Origin of the sequence: Pseudomonas sp. TWI628, assembly GCF_039673865.1 — a bacterium.
Lineage (GTDB): Bacteria > Pseudomonadota > Gammaproteobacteria > Pseudomonadales > Pseudomonadaceae > Aquipseudomonas.
This window is the reverse complement of the sequence record NZ_JBDJMM010000031.1, coordinates 1-16459: the sequence shown is the minus strand read 5'-3', so window position 1 is coordinate 16459 and position 16459 is coordinate 1. Positions and strand designations below refer to the sequence as shown.

The 16459-nt window shown below is 62.7% G+C and carries 14 protein-coding genes; all 14 read right to left on the bottom strand.

Annotated elements, in window-relative coordinates; all coding sequences use genetic code 11:
• Positions 1-12 precede the first annotated feature (12 nt).
• A complete protein-coding gene (ispD, locus tag ABE528_RS21920; RefSeq protein ID WP_346654049.1) occupies positions 13-720 on the bottom strand; it encodes a 2-C-methyl-D-erythritol 4-phosphate cytidylyltransferase in 708 nt (235 codons plus the stop codon).
• Positions 717-998, bottom strand: a complete 282-nt coding sequence (gene ftsB, locus ABE528_RS21915) for a cell division protein FtsB (protein WP_023534037.1) — start codon at positions 996-998, stop codon at positions 717-719. The genes ispD and ftsB overlap by 4 nt, the downstream gene beginning before the upstream one ends.
• A gap of 156 nt (positions 999-1154) precedes the next feature.
• Positions 1155-2444: a phosphopyruvate hydratase gene (gene eno, locus ABE528_RS21910; RefSeq protein ID WP_346654048.1), complete on the bottom strand. Its 1290-nt coding sequence runs from the start codon at positions 2442-2444 to the stop codon at positions 1155-1157.
• A gap of 200 nt (positions 2445-2644) precedes the next feature.
• Positions 2645-4273, bottom strand: coding sequence for a CTP synthase (locus tag ABE528_RS21905; protein ID WP_152957234.1), 1629 nt, complete (start codon positions 4271-4273; stop codon positions 2645-2647).
• 269 nt (positions 4274-4542) lie between these two features.
• Complete coding sequence (gene tilS / locus ABE528_RS21900) at positions 4543-5826, bottom strand: tRNA lysidine(34) synthetase TilS (RefSeq protein ID WP_346654047.1); 1284 nt, start codon at positions 5824-5826, stop codon at positions 4543-4545.
• Positions 5827-5881: 55 nt separating this feature from the next.
• Positions 5882-6829, bottom strand: coding sequence for an acetyl-CoA carboxylase carboxyl transferase subunit alpha (accA, locus tag ABE528_RS21895; protein ID WP_346654046.1), 948 nt, complete (start codon positions 6827-6829; stop codon positions 5882-5884).
• A gap of 105 nt (positions 6830-6934) precedes the next feature.
• Positions 6935-10459 carry a DNA polymerase III subunit alpha gene (gene dnaE, locus ABE528_RS21890; RefSeq protein ID WP_346654045.1) on the bottom strand — a complete coding sequence of 1175 codons (3525 nt, stop codon included), beginning with the start codon at positions 10457-10459 and terminating at the stop codon, positions 6935-6937.
• Between the two features lie 89 nt (positions 10460-10548).
• Positions 10549-11172, bottom strand: coding sequence for a ribonuclease HII (gene rnhB / locus ABE528_RS21885; RefSeq protein ID WP_152957230.1), 624 nt, complete (start codon positions 11170-11172; stop codon positions 10549-10551).
• A 1-nt stretch (position 11173) separates the two neighbouring features.
• Positions 11174-12301, bottom strand: a complete 1128-nt coding sequence (lpxB, locus tag ABE528_RS21880; protein WP_346654044.1) for a lipid-A-disaccharide synthase — start codon at positions 12299-12301, stop codon at positions 11174-11176.
• Position 12302: 1 nt separating this feature from the next.
• Entirely contained in the window at positions 12303-13079 is a 777-nt protein-coding gene (gene lpxA, locus ABE528_RS21875) for an acyl-ACP--UDP-N-acetylglucosamine O-acyltransferase (protein WP_152957228.1), read from the bottom strand.
• Positions 13076-13516, bottom strand: a complete 441-nt coding sequence (gene fabZ, locus ABE528_RS21870; RefSeq protein WP_003252314.1) for a 3-hydroxyacyl-ACP dehydratase FabZ — start codon at positions 13514-13516, stop codon at positions 13076-13078. Before fabZ ends, lpxA begins: the two co-directional genes overlap by 4 nt.
• 113 nt (positions 13517-13629) lie before the next feature.
• Complete coding sequence (gene lpxD, locus ABE528_RS21865) at positions 13630-14685, bottom strand: UDP-3-O-(3-hydroxymyristoyl)glucosamine N-acyltransferase (RefSeq protein WP_346654043.1); 1056 nt, start codon at positions 14683-14685, stop codon at positions 13630-13632.
• 1 nt (position 14686) lies between these two features.
• On the bottom strand, positions 14687-15190 hold the full coding sequence (locus ABE528_RS21860) for an OmpH family outer membrane protein (RefSeq protein WP_003252311.1): 504 nt from the start codon (positions 15188-15190) through the stop codon (positions 14687-14689).
• Between the two features lie 44 nt (positions 15191-15234).
• Positions 15235-16459: outer membrane protein assembly factor BamA (gene bamA / locus ABE528_RS21855; protein WP_346654042.1), on the bottom strand; the 1225-nt coding region annotated here is incomplete at its 5' end.

Sequence of the window (16459 nt, the reverse complement as noted above, 5' to 3'; positions counted from 1 at the left end):
TCCCCGGCCATTTCAGCGCCGTCCAGCCCAGCGCTGGCGCAACCATTCGAGGTCTTCCGGCCGGGTGACCTTGATGTTGTCGCTGCGCCCTTCGACCAGCCGCGGCGCCTGCCCCGACCATTCGATGGCCGACGCTTCATCGGTCACCACCACATCGGAAACCAGGCTCTCGGCCAAGGCCCGATGCAGCGCACCCAGGCGGAACATCTGCGGCGTATAGGCCTGCCAGATGGTGCTGCGATCCACCGTCGCGGCTACCCGCCCATTGCCATCGGCGCGCTTGAGGGTATCGCGCGCCGGCACCGCCAGCAGCCCGCCTACCGGGTCGTCGGCCAGTTCCGACAGCAGCTTGTCGAGGTCGCTGCGCGCCAGGTTCGGCCGCGCCGCATCGTGCACCAGCACCCAGTCGTCGTCCGACGCCCCTTGGGCATGCAACAACAACAAGGCATTGAGCACCGAATCGGCGCGTTCGTCCCCCCCGGCTGCGCGCTGGATGCGCGGGTCGCTGGCGCAACGCAGGCCAGGCCAGTATGGGTCGTGTTCGGCAATGCTGACCACCACGCCTTTGAGCGAGGGGTGGCCAAGAAAACAGTCGAGGCTGTGCTCGAGAATGGTCTGCCCGGCCAGCTCCAGGTATTGCTTGGGGCGGTCGGCAGCCATGCGGGCACCGACGCCCGCAGCAGGAATCACGGCCCAGAAGGCCGGTAGTGGTTCGATCATTTTTGCGGCAGCTGGAAGAGGGTTTCGCCCTCTTTGACCATTCCCAGTTCATGACGAGCCCGTTCTTCGACGGTCTCCATACCTTTCTTCAACTCCAGCACCTCGGCATCGAGCACACGGTTACGCTCCAGCAGCCGTTCGTTCTCGGCGTGCTGTTCGTCGATCTGCTGCTTGAGCTCGGCCACTTGCGCCAGGCTGCCGTTACCCACCCAAAGGCGGTACTGCAGGCCACCGAGCAGCAGGAGCAGGACAAGGAACAACCAATAGGGACTGCGCATCAAGGTATCCAGGTTAAAGACCGCCGCACACGGGCGTCATATAGCACGAAGCCTGGCCGAGGCCAGGCTTCGTCGACAGAAACCCGCATGAAGCGTCAGAAATTTCAGTATGAAACTTCCGACAGCCTCGGCTGCTGTCTTTTTACCATCTCTTGCTTAGCCGCGAAACTCGGAACGACCACGGTAAACCGCTTTAGCGCCCAGTTGCTCTTCGATGCGCAGCAGCTGGTTGTACTTCGAGACGCGGTCGGAGCGGCACAGCGAGCCCGTCTTGATCTGGCCAGCAGCGGTACCCACGGCCAGGTCGGCAATGGTCGAGTCTTCGGTTTCACCGGAACGGTGCGAGATCACCGCGGTGTAGCCGGCAGCCTTGGCCATCTGGATGGCCTCCAGGGTTTCGGTCAGCGAGCCGATCTGGTTGAACTTGATCAGGATCGAGTTACCGATGCCCTTCTCGATGCCTTCCTTGAGGATCTTGGTGTTGGTCACGAACAGGTCGTCACCGACCAGCTGCACCTTTTCACCGATCTTGTCGGTGAGGATCTTCCAGCCAGCCCAGTCGGACTCGTCCAGGCCGTCTTCGATCGAGATGATCGGGAAGCGCTCGGTCAGGCCTTTCAGGTAGTCGGCAAAACCTTCGGCGTCGAACGACTTGCCTTCACCGGACAGGTTGTACTTGCCGTCTTCGTAGAATTCGGAAGCCGCGCAGTCCAGGGCCAGGGTCACATCGGTGCCCAGCTTGTAGCCGGCTTTCTCGACCGCTTCGGCGATGGCACCCAGCGCGTCTTCGTTGGAAGCCAGGTTCGGGGCGAAACCACCTTCGTCACCCACAGCGGTGTTCAGGCCACGGGCCTTCAGCACAGCTTTGAGGTGGTGGAAGATTTCGGTGCCCATGCGCAGGCCGTCGGAGAAGGTCTTGGCGCCAACCGGCTGCACCATGAACTCCTGGATGTCGACGTTGTTGTCGGCGTGCTCGCCGCCGTTGATGATGTTCATCATCGGCACCGGCATCGAGTACTGGCCCGGGGTGCCGTTCAGGTTGGCAATGTGCGCGTACAGCGGCAGGTCCTGGTCCTGTGCAGCGGCCTTGGCAGCAGCCAGGGACACGGCCAGGATGGCGTTGGCGCCCAGCTTGGCCTTGTTCTCGGTACCGTCCAGTTCGATCATGGCGCGGTCCAGGGCCTTCTGGTCGGAAGGATCCTTGCCCAGCAGCAGGTCACGGATCGGGCCGTTGATGTTGGCGACGGCCTTCAGCACGCCCTTGCCCAGGTAACGGCTCTTGTCGCCATCACGCAGCTCCAGCGCTTCGCGCGAGCCGGTGGAAGCACCGGACGGCGCGCAAGCGCTGCCGATGATGCCGTTGTCGAGCAGTACATCGGCTTCCACGGTGGGGTTGCCACGCGAATCGAGAACTTCACGACCTTTGATGTCGACGATTTTTGCCATTGTTGTAAGCACTCCAGAATTGACGAAAACAACGCAACTTTAGGGAATTCTTGCCTTGCACCAGGCGGGGACGCAGCAGGCAGGCCTGGCAGAAGCAACCCCTGACCGAACGGTCAGGGGTAGATCGGGGCGTACTTTACCCGAGAAATGAGCCTTGCGCGGCTTTAACCGTCGGAAAACTCATCAAAGACCTGAAAAAATCAGGCCTTGTTCTTCTGGGCCAGGGCCGCCTTGACGAAGCCGCTGAACAGCGGGTGACCGTCACGCGGGGTGGAGGTGAACTCCGGGTGGAACTGGCAGGCAACGAACCATGGGTGGTCCTTGGCCTCGACCACTTCGACCAGCGCGCCGTCTTCGGAACGACCGGAAACCACCAGGCCACCCTCGACCAGCTGAGGCAGCAGGTTGTTGTTGACCTCGTAGCGGTGACGGTGACGCTCGGTGATGATGTCCTTGCCGTAGCAGTCGTGCACCTTGGAACCGGCAGCCAGCTGGCAGTCCTGTGCGCCCAGGCGCATGGTGCCGCCCAGGTCGGAGGCTTCGGTACGGGTCTCGACGGCACCGGTGGCATCGGCCCACTCGGTGATCAGGCCGACCACCGGGTGGCCGCTGTTGCGGTCGAACTCGGTGGAGTTGGCGTCTTTCCAGCCCATCACGTTACGGGCGAACTCGATCACCGCCACTTGCATGCCCAGGCAGATACCCAGGTACGGGACCTTGTTCTCACGGGCATACTGCACCGCGGTGATCTTGCCTTCCACGCCACGCAGGCCGAAACCGCCCGGCACCAGGATCGCGTCGGCGCCTTCGAGCAGGCTGGTGCCCTGGTTCTCGATGTCTTCGGAATCGATGTAACGCAGGTTGACCTTGGTGCGGTTGGTGATACCGGCGTGGCTCATCGCTTCGATCAGCGACTTGTACGCGTCCAGCAGCTCCATGTACTTGCCGACCATGGCGATGGTGACTTCGTGCTCAGGGTTGAGCTTGGCATCGACCACCTTGTCCCACTCGGACAGGTCGGCGCTGTTGCACTGCAGGCCGAAGCGCTCGACGACGAAGTCGTCCAGGCCCTGGGCGTGCAGCACACCTGGGATCTTGTAGATGGTGTCGACGTCTTCCAGCGAAATCACCGCACGCTCTTCGACGTTGGTGAACAGCGCGATCTTGCGACGCGACGAGGCGTCGACCGGGTGGTCGGAACGGCAGATCAGCACGTCAGGCTGCAGGCCGATGGAGCGCAGTTCCTTGACCGAGTGCTGGGTCGGCTTGGTCTTGGTCTCGCCAGCGGTGGCGATGTACGGGACCAGGGTCAGGTGCATCAGCATGGCGCGCTTGGAGCCCACTTCGACGCGCAGCTGGCGGATCGCCTCGAGGAACGGCTGCGACTCGATGTCACCCACGGTACCGCCGATTTCCACCAGGGCCACGTCGGCATCGCCAGCGCCCTTGATGATGCGACGCTTGATCTCGTCGGTGATGTGCGGGATGACCTGGATGGTCGCGCCCAGGTAGTCACCACGACGCTCTTTACGCAGCACGTGCTCGTAGATACGGCCGGTGGTGAAGTTGTTGTTCTGGGTCATGGTCGTGCGGATGAACCGCTCGTAGTGGCCCAGGTCGAGGTCGGTCTCGGCGCCATCGTGGGTGACGAACACTTCACCATGCTGGAACGGGCTCATGGTGCCCGGATCGACGTTGATGTACGGATCCAGCTTGAGCATGGTGACCTTCAGGCCCCGCGCTTCCAGGATGGCCGCCAGGGAAGCCGAGGCAATGCCTTTCCCCAATGAAGAAACAACACCGCCCGTGACGAATATGTAGCGCGTCATGAAAAACCCTAGAAGTCTGCGTTAAGGCGGCCAGCGCCGCCGGAGAAAGCGAAGGAAGGCCGAAGCCCCCGATCACCTGCGTCAATCACAGTGCATCTCGAAAAACTGCCGCGTCTGTACAGACCAGGGGTATCCCCGGCATGGAGCTCGCTCGTCATTTCCAGAATCAGCCCAGCAAAAAACTGCTTGGTAATCGGCAACTGCTGTGTTTCCGGGGAAGCCACAGAAGTTGTATCAAGAAGGGAGGGTAGTCTACCGGAATGTACCCTTCAGCTCAAACCTTGCGCGTTCGTCGGCGGCTGCCAGTGAAGCTGGCAATCTGCCTGCGCCAGCGAAGGCAGATTGGCCACCGCCAGCAGGCGCTCGCCGCAATACAGCAACGGCAGGCGCGGACGCACAAAGTGCGGGACCTGCAGCTCGTTGAGCAGGCGTTTGAGGTCGCGCCGGCCACGGCCGGGGATGTCCAGCACCTCGCCGCCCTGGCGGTAGGCGACATGCAGTTCGCCCAGCGGCGCGGCGACATCAAGTCGCACACTGCCATTGCCCGGCAATTCCAGGACCGCCCCAGGGTCGGCCCAGGCGTACTCGCCCGTGGGTTGCTGCAGCCAGTCACCACTCAACCACCAGATACGGCCATGACTGCGCAGCAACCGACCGTCGGCTAGCTGCCAGGCCGGCTGTGCATCTGCCGCAGCATCGCGCAGGTCCGCCCAGCCGGCCCAATGACGGGTATCGGGCAAGCGGGTTCGCTGGCTCAGCCAGTGCTGCAGGGCATTGCGCTGCCGTGCGGGAGACAAGCGGGTGAGCGCCGCCAGTTCGAGCGACTGCAAGGCCGCCCAGGCTGGCGCGGCGCCCTCCCCGGCCTTGGCCAGATCGCCTTGCGCCAGTTCATCGAGCAGCCCCAGCGCCTCACTCAGATGCTCTGCACAACGGGCGAAGTTCTGGCTGGCCTGCGGCCAACGCTGGTGCAAATGCGGGAACACCGCTGCGCGCAGATAGTTGCGGTCGAAGGCGGTATCAACATTCGTCGGGTCTTCGATCCACACCAGCTCATTGGCCTGGGCATAGTCATGCAACTGCTGGCGCGAGGTGCTCAGCAATGGCCGGGCCAGGCGGCCCTGCCCTAGCGGGCGCTGTCCGGGCATCGCCGCCAGGCCACGCAGGCCAGCACCGCGCAGCAGGCGGAAGAGCAAGGTTTCAGCCTGGTCGTCCCGGTGCTGGGCGGTGAACAGGATGTCGCCGGGCCCGAGGACTTTGGCCAAGGCGGCATAGCGGGCGTCGCGGGCGGCCTGTTCGAGGCTGGCACCGGGGGCGACCTGGACGTGGATGACCTGAAGTTCGATGCCGAGCTTGTCGCAGATGGCTTGGCAGTGAGCGGGCCAGGCGGCGGCGGCGTCTTGCAGGCCGTGGTGGACATGCAGGGCGCGCAGCGGGGGTATCTGCTGATTGCGGGCGTGGCTGGCCAGCAAGTGCAGGAGGACGGTGGAATCGAGGCCGCCAGAGAAGGCGATGTACCAGGCGGGGGCTTTCAGCCAGGGAGTGAGGTTGATCATTGGGGCCTCACTCGGCTTGAGATTGCCGGGGCCGCTCTGCGGCCCCGGCGCTCTATCAGAGGCCGTAGCTCATCAGGCGGTCGTAACGACGGGCCAGCAGCGCGTCGTTGTCGAGCTTGGCGAGCATGTCCAGCTGCTGCACCAGGTCGGCGCGGATGCTTTCGGACATCTTGGCCGGGTCACGGTGGGCGCCGCCCAGCGGCTCCGGGATGACCTTGTCGACGATGTTCAGGCTCTTCAGGCGCTCGGCGGTGATGCCCATGGCTTCAGCAGCGTCGGCAGCCTTGTCGGCAGTCTTCCACAGGATCGAGGCGCAGCCTTCCGGCGAGATCACCGAGTAGGTGGAGTACTGCAGCATGTTCAGCTGGTCGCACACGCCGATGGCCAGTGCACCGCCGGAACCACCCTCACCGATCACGGTGGCGATGATCGGGGTCTTCAGGCGGGCCATGACGCGCAGGTTCCAGGCAATGGCCTCGCTCTGGTTGCGCTCTTCGGCGTCGATGCCCGGGTAGGCGCCCGGGGTGTCGATGAAGGTCAGGATCGGCATCTTGAAGCGCTCGGCCATTTCCATCAGGCGGCAGGCCTTGCGGTAGCCTTCAGGGCGCGGCATGCCGAAGTTGCGGCGCACCTTCTCGCGCACTTCGCGGCCCTTCTGGTGGCCGATGACCATGACCGGCTTGCCGTCCAGGCGCGCAGTACCACCAACGATGGCGGCGTCGTCGGAGAAGTGGCGGTCACCGTGCAGTTCTTCGAACTCGGTGAAGATGTGATCCAGGTAGTCCAGGGTGTATGGACGACGTGGATGACGGGCCAGGCGGGCGATCTGCCAGCTGGTCAGGTTGCCGAAGATGCTTTCGGTCAGGGTGTTGCTCTTGTCTTGCAGACGGGCAATTTCATCGCTGATGTTCAGCGAGTTGTCGTTACCTACCAGGCGCAGGCCTTCGATCTTGGCTTGCAGGTCGGCAATCGGCTGTTCGAAATCGAGAAAATTCGGGTTCATAGTCATCCGTCTTGGGTCTACGGCCAGGCGGCCGGCCGGTTGATCCGTTTGGCGCCCTACCTTAAGGGATCAGGCGCATATAGGTCGAGATTAAATTTCGTCGATTCAACGATATTGCAGGAAGACGTTCTCACGCCCGAACTGGTCACGCAGCGCCTGAATCAAGCCATCGGCCGGGTCGATCTTCCACTGCTCGCCGAACTGCAACATGGCCTTGGCATCGCTGCCGGTGTACTCCAGCGTGATCGGGCAAGCCCCGCGATGGCGGGTGATCAGTTCGCCCAGCCACTTCAGGCGATCGCCCTTGAGGGCCTCGTGTGCCACCTTCAGGCGCAGGCTCTCGGCCAGCTTGGTGCGCGCGTCCTCCATGGTCATCACCTGCTTCACCCGCAGGCGCAGGCCGCCAGAGAAGTCGTCGTTGCTGACCTCGCCTTCGACCACCACCATGGCATCGTTCTGCAGCAAGGACTGTGCCGCGATGTAGGCATCGGCAAACAGCGAGGCCTCGATGCGCCCGGAACGGTCATCCAGGGTGACGAAGCCCATCTTGTCGCCCTTCTTGTTCTTCATTACCCGCAAGGCAATGATCATCCCGGCAATGGTCTGGGTCTCGCGCGACGGCTTGAGGTCGATGATGCGCTGGCGGGCAAAACGGCGGATCTCGGTCTCGTATTCATCGATCGGATGGCCGGTGAGATACAGCCCCAGGGTGTCCTTCTCGCCTTTCAGGCGCTCCTTGAGGGTCAGTTCGCGCACCTTGCGGTGGTTGGCGTAGACGTCGACATCTGCCTCGTCGAACATGCCGCCGAACAGGTCGACGTGGCCACTGTCAGCGGTATGGGCCGCCTGCTCGGCGGCCTTGATGGCTTCGCCCAAGGCAGACAGCAAGGTCGCACGGTTGAGGTCGATATTGGCCTGATAGGCCTTGATCTCATCATGGAAATGCGGGCCCAGGCGATCCAGCGCACCGCTGCGGATCAACGCATCGAGGGTACGCTTGTTGACCCGTTTGAGGTCGATGCGCTCACAGAAGTCGAACAAGTCCTTGAACGGGCCACCCTGGGCACGCGCCTCGACAATGGCTTCCACCGGGCCTTCGCCGACGCCCTTGATCGCACCCAGGCCGTAGACGATGCGGCCGTCGTTGTTGACGGTGAACTTGAAGTCGGAGAAGTTCACGTCCGGCGCATCGAGGCGCAGCTTCATGCTGCGCACTTCCTCGACCAGTACCACCACCTTGTCGGTGTTATGCATGTCCGCCGACAGTACTGCGGCCATGAACGGCCCCGGGTGATGGGTCTTCAGCCAGGCAGTCTGGTACGACACCAGGCCATAGGCGGCGGAGTGGGATTTGTTGAAGCCGTAGCCGGCGAACTTTTCTACCAGGTCGAAGATGTTACCGGCCAAGTCCGCATCGATATTGTTGGCCACACAACCTTCGATGAAACCACCGCGCTGCTTGGCCATTTCCTCAGGCTTTTTCTTACCCATCGCCCGGCGCAGCATGTCGGCGCCGCCGAGGGTATAGCCCGCCATCACCTGGGCGATCTGCATCACCTGTTCCTGGTACAGGATGATGCCGTAGGTCGGTGCCAGCACCGGTTTCAGGCCTTCGTACTGGTAGTCCGCGTGCGGGTAGGCCAGCTCGGCACGACCGTGCTTGCGGTTGATGAAGTCGTCCACCATGCCCGACTGCAGCGGGCCCGGGCGGAACAGTGCGACCAGTGCGATGAGGTCTTCCAGGCAGTCGGGCTTGAGCTTCTTGATCAGCTCCTTCATGCCCCGCGATTCGAGCTGGAACACCGCTGTGGTCTCGGCCTTCTGCAGCAGCTCGTAGGTCTTGCGGTCGTCCAGCGGGATGAAGTCGATATTGAGGGCGGGCAGGTCCTTCTTGGCCTGCTCGCGGTTGATGATCTCCATCGCCCACTTGATGATGGTCAGGGTACGCAGGCCGAGGAAGTCGAACTTCACCAGGCCGGCAGCCTCGACGTCATCCTTGTCGAACTGGGTCACCAGGCCGCCGCCCTCTTCGTCGCAGGCAATCGGCGAGAAGTCGGTGAGCTTGGTCGGGGCGATGACCACGCCACCGGCGTGCTTGCCGGTACCACGGGTGACACCCTCGAGCTTGAGTGCCATATCCCAGATCTCACGGGCATCCTCGTCGCCCTTGAGGAAGTCACGCAGGATCTCTTCCTGCTCGTAGGCCTTCTCAAGGGTCATGCCCACTTCGAACGGGATCATCTTCGACAGGCGGTCGGCAAGGCCATAGGACTTGCCCTGCACCCGCGCCACGTCGCGCACCACCGCCTTGGCGGCCATGGTGCCGAAGGTGATGATCTGGCTCACCGCGTTGCGGCCGTAGGCTTCGGCCACGTAGTCGATCACCCGGTCCCGGCCGTCCATGCAGAAGTCGACGTCGAAGTCGGGCATGGAAACACGTTCAGGGTTGAGGAAGCGCTCGAACAGCAGGTCGTAGGCCAGCGGGTCGAGGTCGGTGATCTTCAGCACGTAGGCCACCAGCGAGCCCGCACCCGAACCCCGCCCCGGGCCAACCGGCACGTCGTTGTTCTTGGCCCACTTGATGAAGTCCATAACGATCAGGAAGTAACCGGGGAAGCCCATCTGGATGATGATGTCCAGTTCGAACTTCAGGCGGTCCAGGTAGACCTGGCGCTTCTCTTCGTAATTCGGGGTGGTCTCTTTCGGCCAGAGCACCGCCAGGCGCTCCTCCAGGCCTTCGTGGGAGACGTGGCGCAGGTAGTCATCGATGCCCATGCCGTTGGGCGTCGGGAAATCAGGCAGGAAGTATTTGCCCAGCTGCACCTGGATGTTGCAGCGCTTGGCAATCTCGACGGTGTTGGCAATGGCATCGGGCAGGTCGCTGAACAGCTCGGCCATTTCCTCGGCCGACTTCAGGTACTGCTGGTCGCTGTAGCCACGCGGGCGTCGCGGATCGTCGAGGGTCCAGCCCTCGCCGATGCAAACGCGGGTTTCGTGGGCGTCGAAGTCGGACTGCTTGATGAAGCGCACGTCGTTGGTGGCGACCAGTGGCGCGCCGAGCTGGTCGGCCAGGGCCACGGCGGCGTGAACGTATTCTTCGTCGCCGGCGCGGTTGGTGCGCTGCACTTCGACGTAGAAGCGCTCCGGGAACATGCCCATCCAGTCGCGCAGCAGGGCTTCGGCTTCATCCTGGCGACCATTCATCAGGGCCATGCCGATATCGCCTTCCTTGCCGGCGGACAGGGCGATCAGCCCTTCGCTGGCGGGGGCGATCCACTCACGCTGGAGGATCACCAGGCCGTTGCGCTGGCCGTCGGTCCAGCCACGGGAGATCAACTCGGTGAGGTTGCGATAGCCCTTGGGGTCCATGGCCAGGAAACAGATGCGCGACAGCGGTGCATCCGGGTCGGCGCCGGCCAGCCACAGGTCGGCACCGCAGATCGGCTTGATCCCGGCGCCCATGGCGGTCTTGTAGAACTTGACCAGCGAGCACATGTTGCTCTGGTCGGTGATCGCCACCGCCGGCATGTTCATCCCCGCCAGCGCCTTGGCCAGCGGCTTGATCCGCACCAGGCCGTCGACCAACGAGAATTCGGAGTGGACGCGCAGGTGAACGAAGGGAACCGACATGGAAAGTCCTGTAGCAGTGCTGAACGACAAGGGCGGGATTGTAGCGTAATTGCTTAAAACATTTGGGGCCGCATAGCGGCCCCAGTTCATCAGATCAACGCGTTGGTGATGCCTTCGCGGGCTTCCCAGGCGGCCCGCACCGGGCCGAACGAGCGCCGATGAATGGGCGTGGGACCGAGGCGCGCGAGGGCTTCGAGGTGCACAGGCGTCGGATAGCCTTTATGCCCACCCATCCCGTAACCCGGATAGATCAGCTCGAACGCGCTCATCTCCCGATCACGGGTCACCTTGGCCAGGATCGAGGCGGCAGCGATTGCCGGTACCTGGCTATCGCCCTTGACCACCGGCGCAGCCGGCACTGCCAGCTTCGGGCAACGGTTACCGTCGATCAGTGCCAGCTTCGGCGTCACGTGCAGCCCTTCCACCGCTCGCTGCATGGCCAGCATGGTCGCCTGCAGGATGTTCAGCCGGTCGATTTCCTCGACTTCGGCGCGGGCGATGCAGAAGCTCAGGGCTTTTTCGCAGATCTCGTCGAACAGCGCCTCGCGCTTGGCTTCGGTGAGTTTCTTCGAATCGTTCAGGCCGAGAATCGGCCGAGCCGGGTCGAGGATCACCGCCGCCGTGACCACTGCACCGCACAGCGGGCCGCGGCCGACTTCGTCGACGCCGGCGACCAGGTCTTCGACCAGGTTGAAGTCCAGTCCAATCTGCATGTCAGCGATCCTTGAGCAGGGCGAGCACCGCGTCGGCCGCCTGGTTGGAGGCGTCGCGGCGCAGGGTGCGGTGAATCTCGTCGAAGCGTTCGGTCTGCCGGGCACCGTCGGTGACCAGCGGCGCCAGGGTCTGTGCCAGCGCTTCGCTGGTCGCGGCATCCTGCAGCAACTCAGGCACCAGCTCACGCTGGGCCAGCAGGTTGGGCAGCGACACGTAGGGGCTTTTCACCAGGCGTTTGAGAATCCAGTAGGTCAACGGTGCCAGGCGATAGGCCACGACCATCGGGCGCTTGTACAGCAGCGCCTCCAGCGTGGCGGTACCCGAAGCGATCAGCACCGCGTCGCAGGCGGCCAGGGCCTGGTGCGACTGGCCATCAAGGAGGGTCAACGGCAGATCGCGGCCTTCGAGCATCTGCTCGACCTGGGCACGCCGCGCTGCGTTGGCACACGGCAACACGAAACGCACACCAGGCACCAGCTCGCGCAGGCGCTGGGCGGCGTCGAGGAACAGTGCCCCCAGGCGCCCGACCTCACCACCACGGCTACCCGGCATCAACGCCACCACCGGCCCATCAGTCAGGCCCAGTTCGTTTCGCGCAGCCTGACGGTCCGCCGTCAACGCAATGGTATCGGCTAACGGGTGGCCGACAAATCGCACCGGCACACCCTGCTCTTCGTAAAAACGTGCTTCGAAGGGCAGCAGCGTGAGCATCAGGTCGCAACCTTCGCGGATCTTCAGCACACGTTTCTGCCGCCACGCCCAGACCGACGGGCTGACGTAATGCACAGTCTTGATCCCGGCCTGACGCAGTTTCAGTTCGATATTGAGGGTGAAATCGGGGGCATCGATGCCGATGAACACATCGGGCTTTTCGTCGATCAGGGTCTGGATCAGCAGCTTGCGCCGCTTGAGCAGCTCACGCAGGCGACCCAGCACTTCGACCAGGCCCATGACTGCGAGGCGCTCCATGGGGAAGTATGACTGAAGGCCTTCGGCCTCCATCAACGGGCCACCCACACCAATAAAGCGAACATCGGGATGGCGCGCCTTGAGGGCGCGCATCAGACCGGAACCGAGAATATCGCCGCTGGCCTCACCCGCGACCAGGGCTACGCAAAGCTGCGCCATGTCAGCGGGTGATGCCGCGGGCGGAGTTCACGATCGACTGGCGGAACAGCTCGACCTGCTCGTGCTTGGCGGCCAGCTCGTCCAGCTCCTTGATCGCCTCTTCCACGGTCAGCCCCTGGCGATAGACGATCTTGTAGGAACGGCGCAGGGCATGGATGACCTCATCGCTGAAACCACGGCGGCGCATGCCTTCGAAGTTCATGCTGCGGGCCTCGGCAGGGCTGCCGAATACCGTGACGAAGGCCGGCACGTCCTTGCCGATCGCCGTGCCCATGCCGGAAAACGCATGGGCGCCGATGTGGCAATACTGATGCACCAGGGTGAAACCGGACAGGATCGCCCAGTCACCCACGTGCACATGCCCGGCCAACGCGGTGTTGTTGACCAGGATGCAGTGGTTGCCGATGACACTGTCGTGGCCGATGTGGGCATAGGCCATGATCAGGTTGTGATCACCCAAGGTGGTTTCCGCACGGTCCTGGACCGTACCACGGTGAATGGTCACACCTTCGCGGATCACGTTGTGATCACCGATCACCAGGCGCGTCGGTTCACCCTTGTATTTGAGATCAGGGGTGTCTTCACCAATCGAGGAAAACTGGTAGATACGGTTGTGCTTGCCAATCCGGGTAGGCCCCTTGAGCACTACATGGGGGCCAACGACGGTGCCCTCGCCGATTTCGACGTCGGGGCCGACGATCGACCACGGGCCAACCTCGACGCCATCGGCCAGCTTGGCCGACGGATCGATGATCGCCCGCGGATCAATCGAACTCATAGGGAGCGTTCCGCACAGGTGATCTCAGCCGAGCACACCGGCTTGCCGTCGACCAGGGCGCGGCACTCGAACTTCCAGATCATGCTCTTGCGGCTGAGGAACTTGGCTTCCAGCACCAGCTGGTCGCCCGGCAGTACCGGCTGACGGAAGCGCAATTTGTCGGAACCGACGAAGTAGTACAGGGTGCCATCGGCCGGCTTGGCATCGAGCATCTTGAAACCAAGGATGCCGGCCGCCTGGGCCATGGCTTCGATGATCAGGACGCCCGGCATGATCGGGTGTGCCGGGAAATGGCCATTGAAGAACGGCTCGTTGATGCTGACATTCTTGTAGGCACGAATGCTCTGGGCCTCGAAGTCCAGATCCGTCACGCGATCTACCAGCAGGAACGGGTAGCGGTGAGGCAGGTATTCGCGAATCTCGTTGATGTCCATCATTTCGGGGGGAAGCCTGTAATAAGAATAGGGAGCGCAGGTGCTGACCACACGCTCCTTTTGCAGTCCAAAGAGGAGCCAGCTAGCGACTGTTCACTCTTGCTCAGGAAATGGTATCAGCCTTCTGATGTCGGCTGGCCACCTGAGGTCACGGTATCGACACGTTTTTCCAGCTGCTGGAGCCGCTTGGCCATGTCATCGAGCTGGCGAATTCGCGCCGCGCTCTTGCGCCAGTCAGCCAGGGGCTGCATGGCCGTGCCGGATGAATAGGACCCTGGTTCGGTGATCGAACGGGTGACCATGGTCATCCCGGAGACGAATACGTTATCGCAGATATCGATATGCCCCACCAGGCCCACGCCACCCGCCAGCATGCAATGCTTGCCGATGCGCGTACTGCCGGAGATCCCGACACAGGCAGCCATGGCCGTGTGATCACCGACCTGCACGTTGTGGGCGATCTGGATCTGGTTGTCGAGCTTGACCCCATCACCAATCCGGGTGTCGGACAGCGCGCCACGGTCAACGGCAGTGTTGACGCCGATTTCCACGTCATCGCCAATGGTGACGCCGCCAATCTGGGCGATCTTGCGCCAGATGCCTTTCTCGTTGGCGAAGCCGAAGCCCTCGCCGCCGATCACGGCACCCGACTGAATGACCACACGCTTGCCGATGGTCACGTCGTGATACAGCGTGACCCGCGGTGCCAGCCAGCCGCCTTCACCGACCACGCAACGGGCACCGACGAAGCAATGTGCGCCGATGCTGACGTTGGCGCCGATACGCGCACCGCTTTCGATGACCGCGAACGGCCCGACACTGGCACTGGCATCCACCTGGGCATCCTCCGCCACCACGGCGCTGGGATGAATACCCGCCACAGCCTTGGGTTTGGGGTCGAACAGGTGGGAAATGCGCGCATAAGCCAGGTACGGGTCAGCCACGATCAGGGCATTGCCGGCAAAGCCTTCGGCGTCCGCAGCCTTGAGCAGCACCGCAGCGGCCTGGCAGTTGTCCAGGTATTTGCGGTACTGCGGGTTGGCGAGGAAGCTCAATTGACCGGGGCCGGCCTCCTGCAAGGTGGCCAGCCCGGTAATCTGCAGCGCCTCAGGGCCTTTGAGTGTGGCCCCGAGGGCCTCGGCCAGCTGGCCGAGCGTCATGGTCACGGTCATATCAACGCGCTTGGTTCATGCGCTCGATGACTTGGCGGGTGATGTCGTACTGAGGCTTGACATCGATGACCGCGCCGCGCTCGAGAACCAGGTCGTAACCGCCCTTCTTGATCACTTCCTCGACGGCGCCGTCCAGCTTCGGCTTGAGCTGCTTGAGCATGTCGCGATCAGCAACGGCCTTGGCCTCGTTCAGCTCCTTGGACTGGAACTGGAAGTCACGGGCTTTCTGCTTGAATTCGAGCTCCAGGCGCTCACGCTCCTGCTGCTGCATCTTGTCGCCGCCTTTGATCAGACGGTCCTGGATGCCCTTGGCGCTGCTTTCCAGGCTTTTCAGCTTGGTCAGTTGCGGGCCGAACTTCTTCTCGGCATCGACCGCGTACTTCTTGGCGGCATCGGATTCGAGCAGGGCCATCTGATAGTTCAGCACGGCGACCTTCATTTCGGCGAAAGCCGGGGTGGCGACCAGCGCCGCGGCCACTACGGCCAGTTGAGCCAATTTACGCACGATGCACTCCTGGAAAAACCGTTGTCGTTAAGCAAGGGCCGACCTTAGAAGGTCTGGCCCAGAGAGAATTGGAACACCTGGGTATCGGCATCGCTCGGCTTCTTCACCGGCATCGCCAGGCTGAAGCTCAACGGGCCCAGAGCAGTAATCCAGGTCACACCCAGACCGACCGAACTGGCCATGCCCGAGAAACCGACCTTTTCGCAATCCGGCTTGCTGCCGCAATTGGTATCGAACACGTTACCCACGTCCCAGAACACGGAGGTGCGCAGGGAGCGCTGGTCCTTGACGAACGGCAGCGGGAACAGCAATTCGACACCACCTTGCACCAGCACGTTACCACCGAACGGCAGCGGATCCTGATCCGGGTCGGCGATGGTGCCAGGGTTCTTGCCGGTACTAGGCGTACTGCGCGGACCCAGGGTGCTGTCTTTGAAACCACGCACGGAGTTGAAGCCACCCGCGTAGTAGTTTTCATAGAACGGCAGGCCCGAAGTGCTGCCGTAGCCATCACCATAGCCCAGTTCGGTATGCAGGCGCAGGGTGTAGTCATTGGTAATCGGCTTGAACAGCTGGCCGCGGTAGTCGAGCTTGTAGAACGACAGGTCGCTGCCCGGAATGGTGCTCTCAAGCGTCAGGCTCTGGGAGTGACCACGGGTCGCCAGCACACCTTTGTTCAGGGTCGACTCGGACCAGCCGATCGAGGCCTTGAAGTTGGTGAAGTTTTCGCCTTCCTGCTTGAGGAAGTCGAAGATCTCGTCAACGGTGTACTTACCGGTCTTGATCTTGTCCTGCTGAACGCTCAGGCCGTAGGTCAGGCGCGAGGTTTCGCTGATCGGGTAGCCAAGGCTGACACCGGCACCCACGCTGTCCACCGCATAGCTGGCCACGTCGACGTCAAGGTCGCTGTAGTCGGTGCTGCGGTAGAAGGCGTTGTAGCCCAGGCTCACGCCGTCGGCAGTGAAGTAGGGGTCAACGAAGCCGAAGTTGTAACGGGTCTGGTATTGCGAACGGGTCAGGCCGATGGACACCTTGTTACCGGTACCGAGGAAGTTGCTCTGGCTGATCGAACCACCGAGGATCAGGCCGGCGCTCTGGGCGAAACCGACGCTGGCGGTGATCGAGCCGGAGGCTTGCTCTTCGACGCTGTAGTTGACGTCGACCTGGTCGTCGGTGCCTGGCACCGCCGGGGTCTCGACGTTGACTTCCTTGAAGAAGCCCAGGCGCTCAAGACGGGTCTTGGACTGGTCGATCAGGTAGGTCGAAGCC

What these genes read in the sequence shown, in the direction of transcription:
- ABE528_RS21905 (WP_152957234.1), bottom strand. Translation starts at nt 4,273, where the DNA reads ATGACGCGCTACATATTCGTCACGGGCGGTGTTGTTTCTTCATTGGGG.
- tilS (WP_346654047.1), bottom strand. Translation starts at nt 5,826, where the DNA reads ATGATCAACCTCACTCCCTGGCTGAAAGCCCCCGCCTGGTACATCGCC.
- lpxD (WP_346654043.1), bottom strand. Translation starts at nt 14,685, where the DNA reads ATGACCGTGACCATGACGCTCGGCCAGCTGGCCGAGGCCCTCGGGGCC.
- lpxA (WP_152957228.1), bottom strand. Translation starts at nt 13,079, where the DNA reads ATGAGTTCGATTGATCCGCGGGCGATCATCGATCCGTCGGCCAAGCTG.
- lpxB (WP_346654044.1), bottom strand. Translation starts at nt 12,301, where the DNA reads ATGGCGCAGCTTTGCGTAGCCCTGGTCGCGGGTGAGGCCAGCGGCGAT.
- dnaE (WP_346654045.1), bottom strand. Translation starts at nt 10,459, where the DNA reads ATGTCGGTTCCCTTCGTTCACCTGCGCGTCCACTCCGAATTCTCGTTG.
- accA (WP_346654046.1), bottom strand. Translation starts at nt 6,829, where the DNA reads ATGAACCCGAATTTTCTCGATTTCGAACAGCCGATTGCCGACCTGCAA.
- rnhB (WP_152957230.1), bottom strand. Translation starts at nt 11,172, where the DNA reads ATGCAGATTGGACTGGACTTCAACCTGGTCGAAGACCTGGTCGCCGGC.
- ftsB (WP_023534037.1), bottom strand. Translation starts at nt 998, where the DNA reads ATGCGCAGTCCCTATTGGTTGTTCCTTGTCCTGCTCCTGCTGCTCGGT.
- fabZ (WP_003252314.1), bottom strand. Translation starts at nt 13,516, where the DNA reads ATGATGGACATCAACGAGATTCGCGAATACCTGCCTCACCGCTACCCG.
- eno (WP_346654048.1), bottom strand. Translation starts at nt 2,444, where the DNA reads ATGGCAAAAATCGTCGACATCAAAGGTCGTGAAGTTCTCGATTCGCGT.
- ispD (WP_346654049.1), bottom strand. Translation starts at nt 720, where the DNA reads ATGATCGAACCACTACCGGCCTTCTGGGCCGTGATTCCTGCTGCGGGC.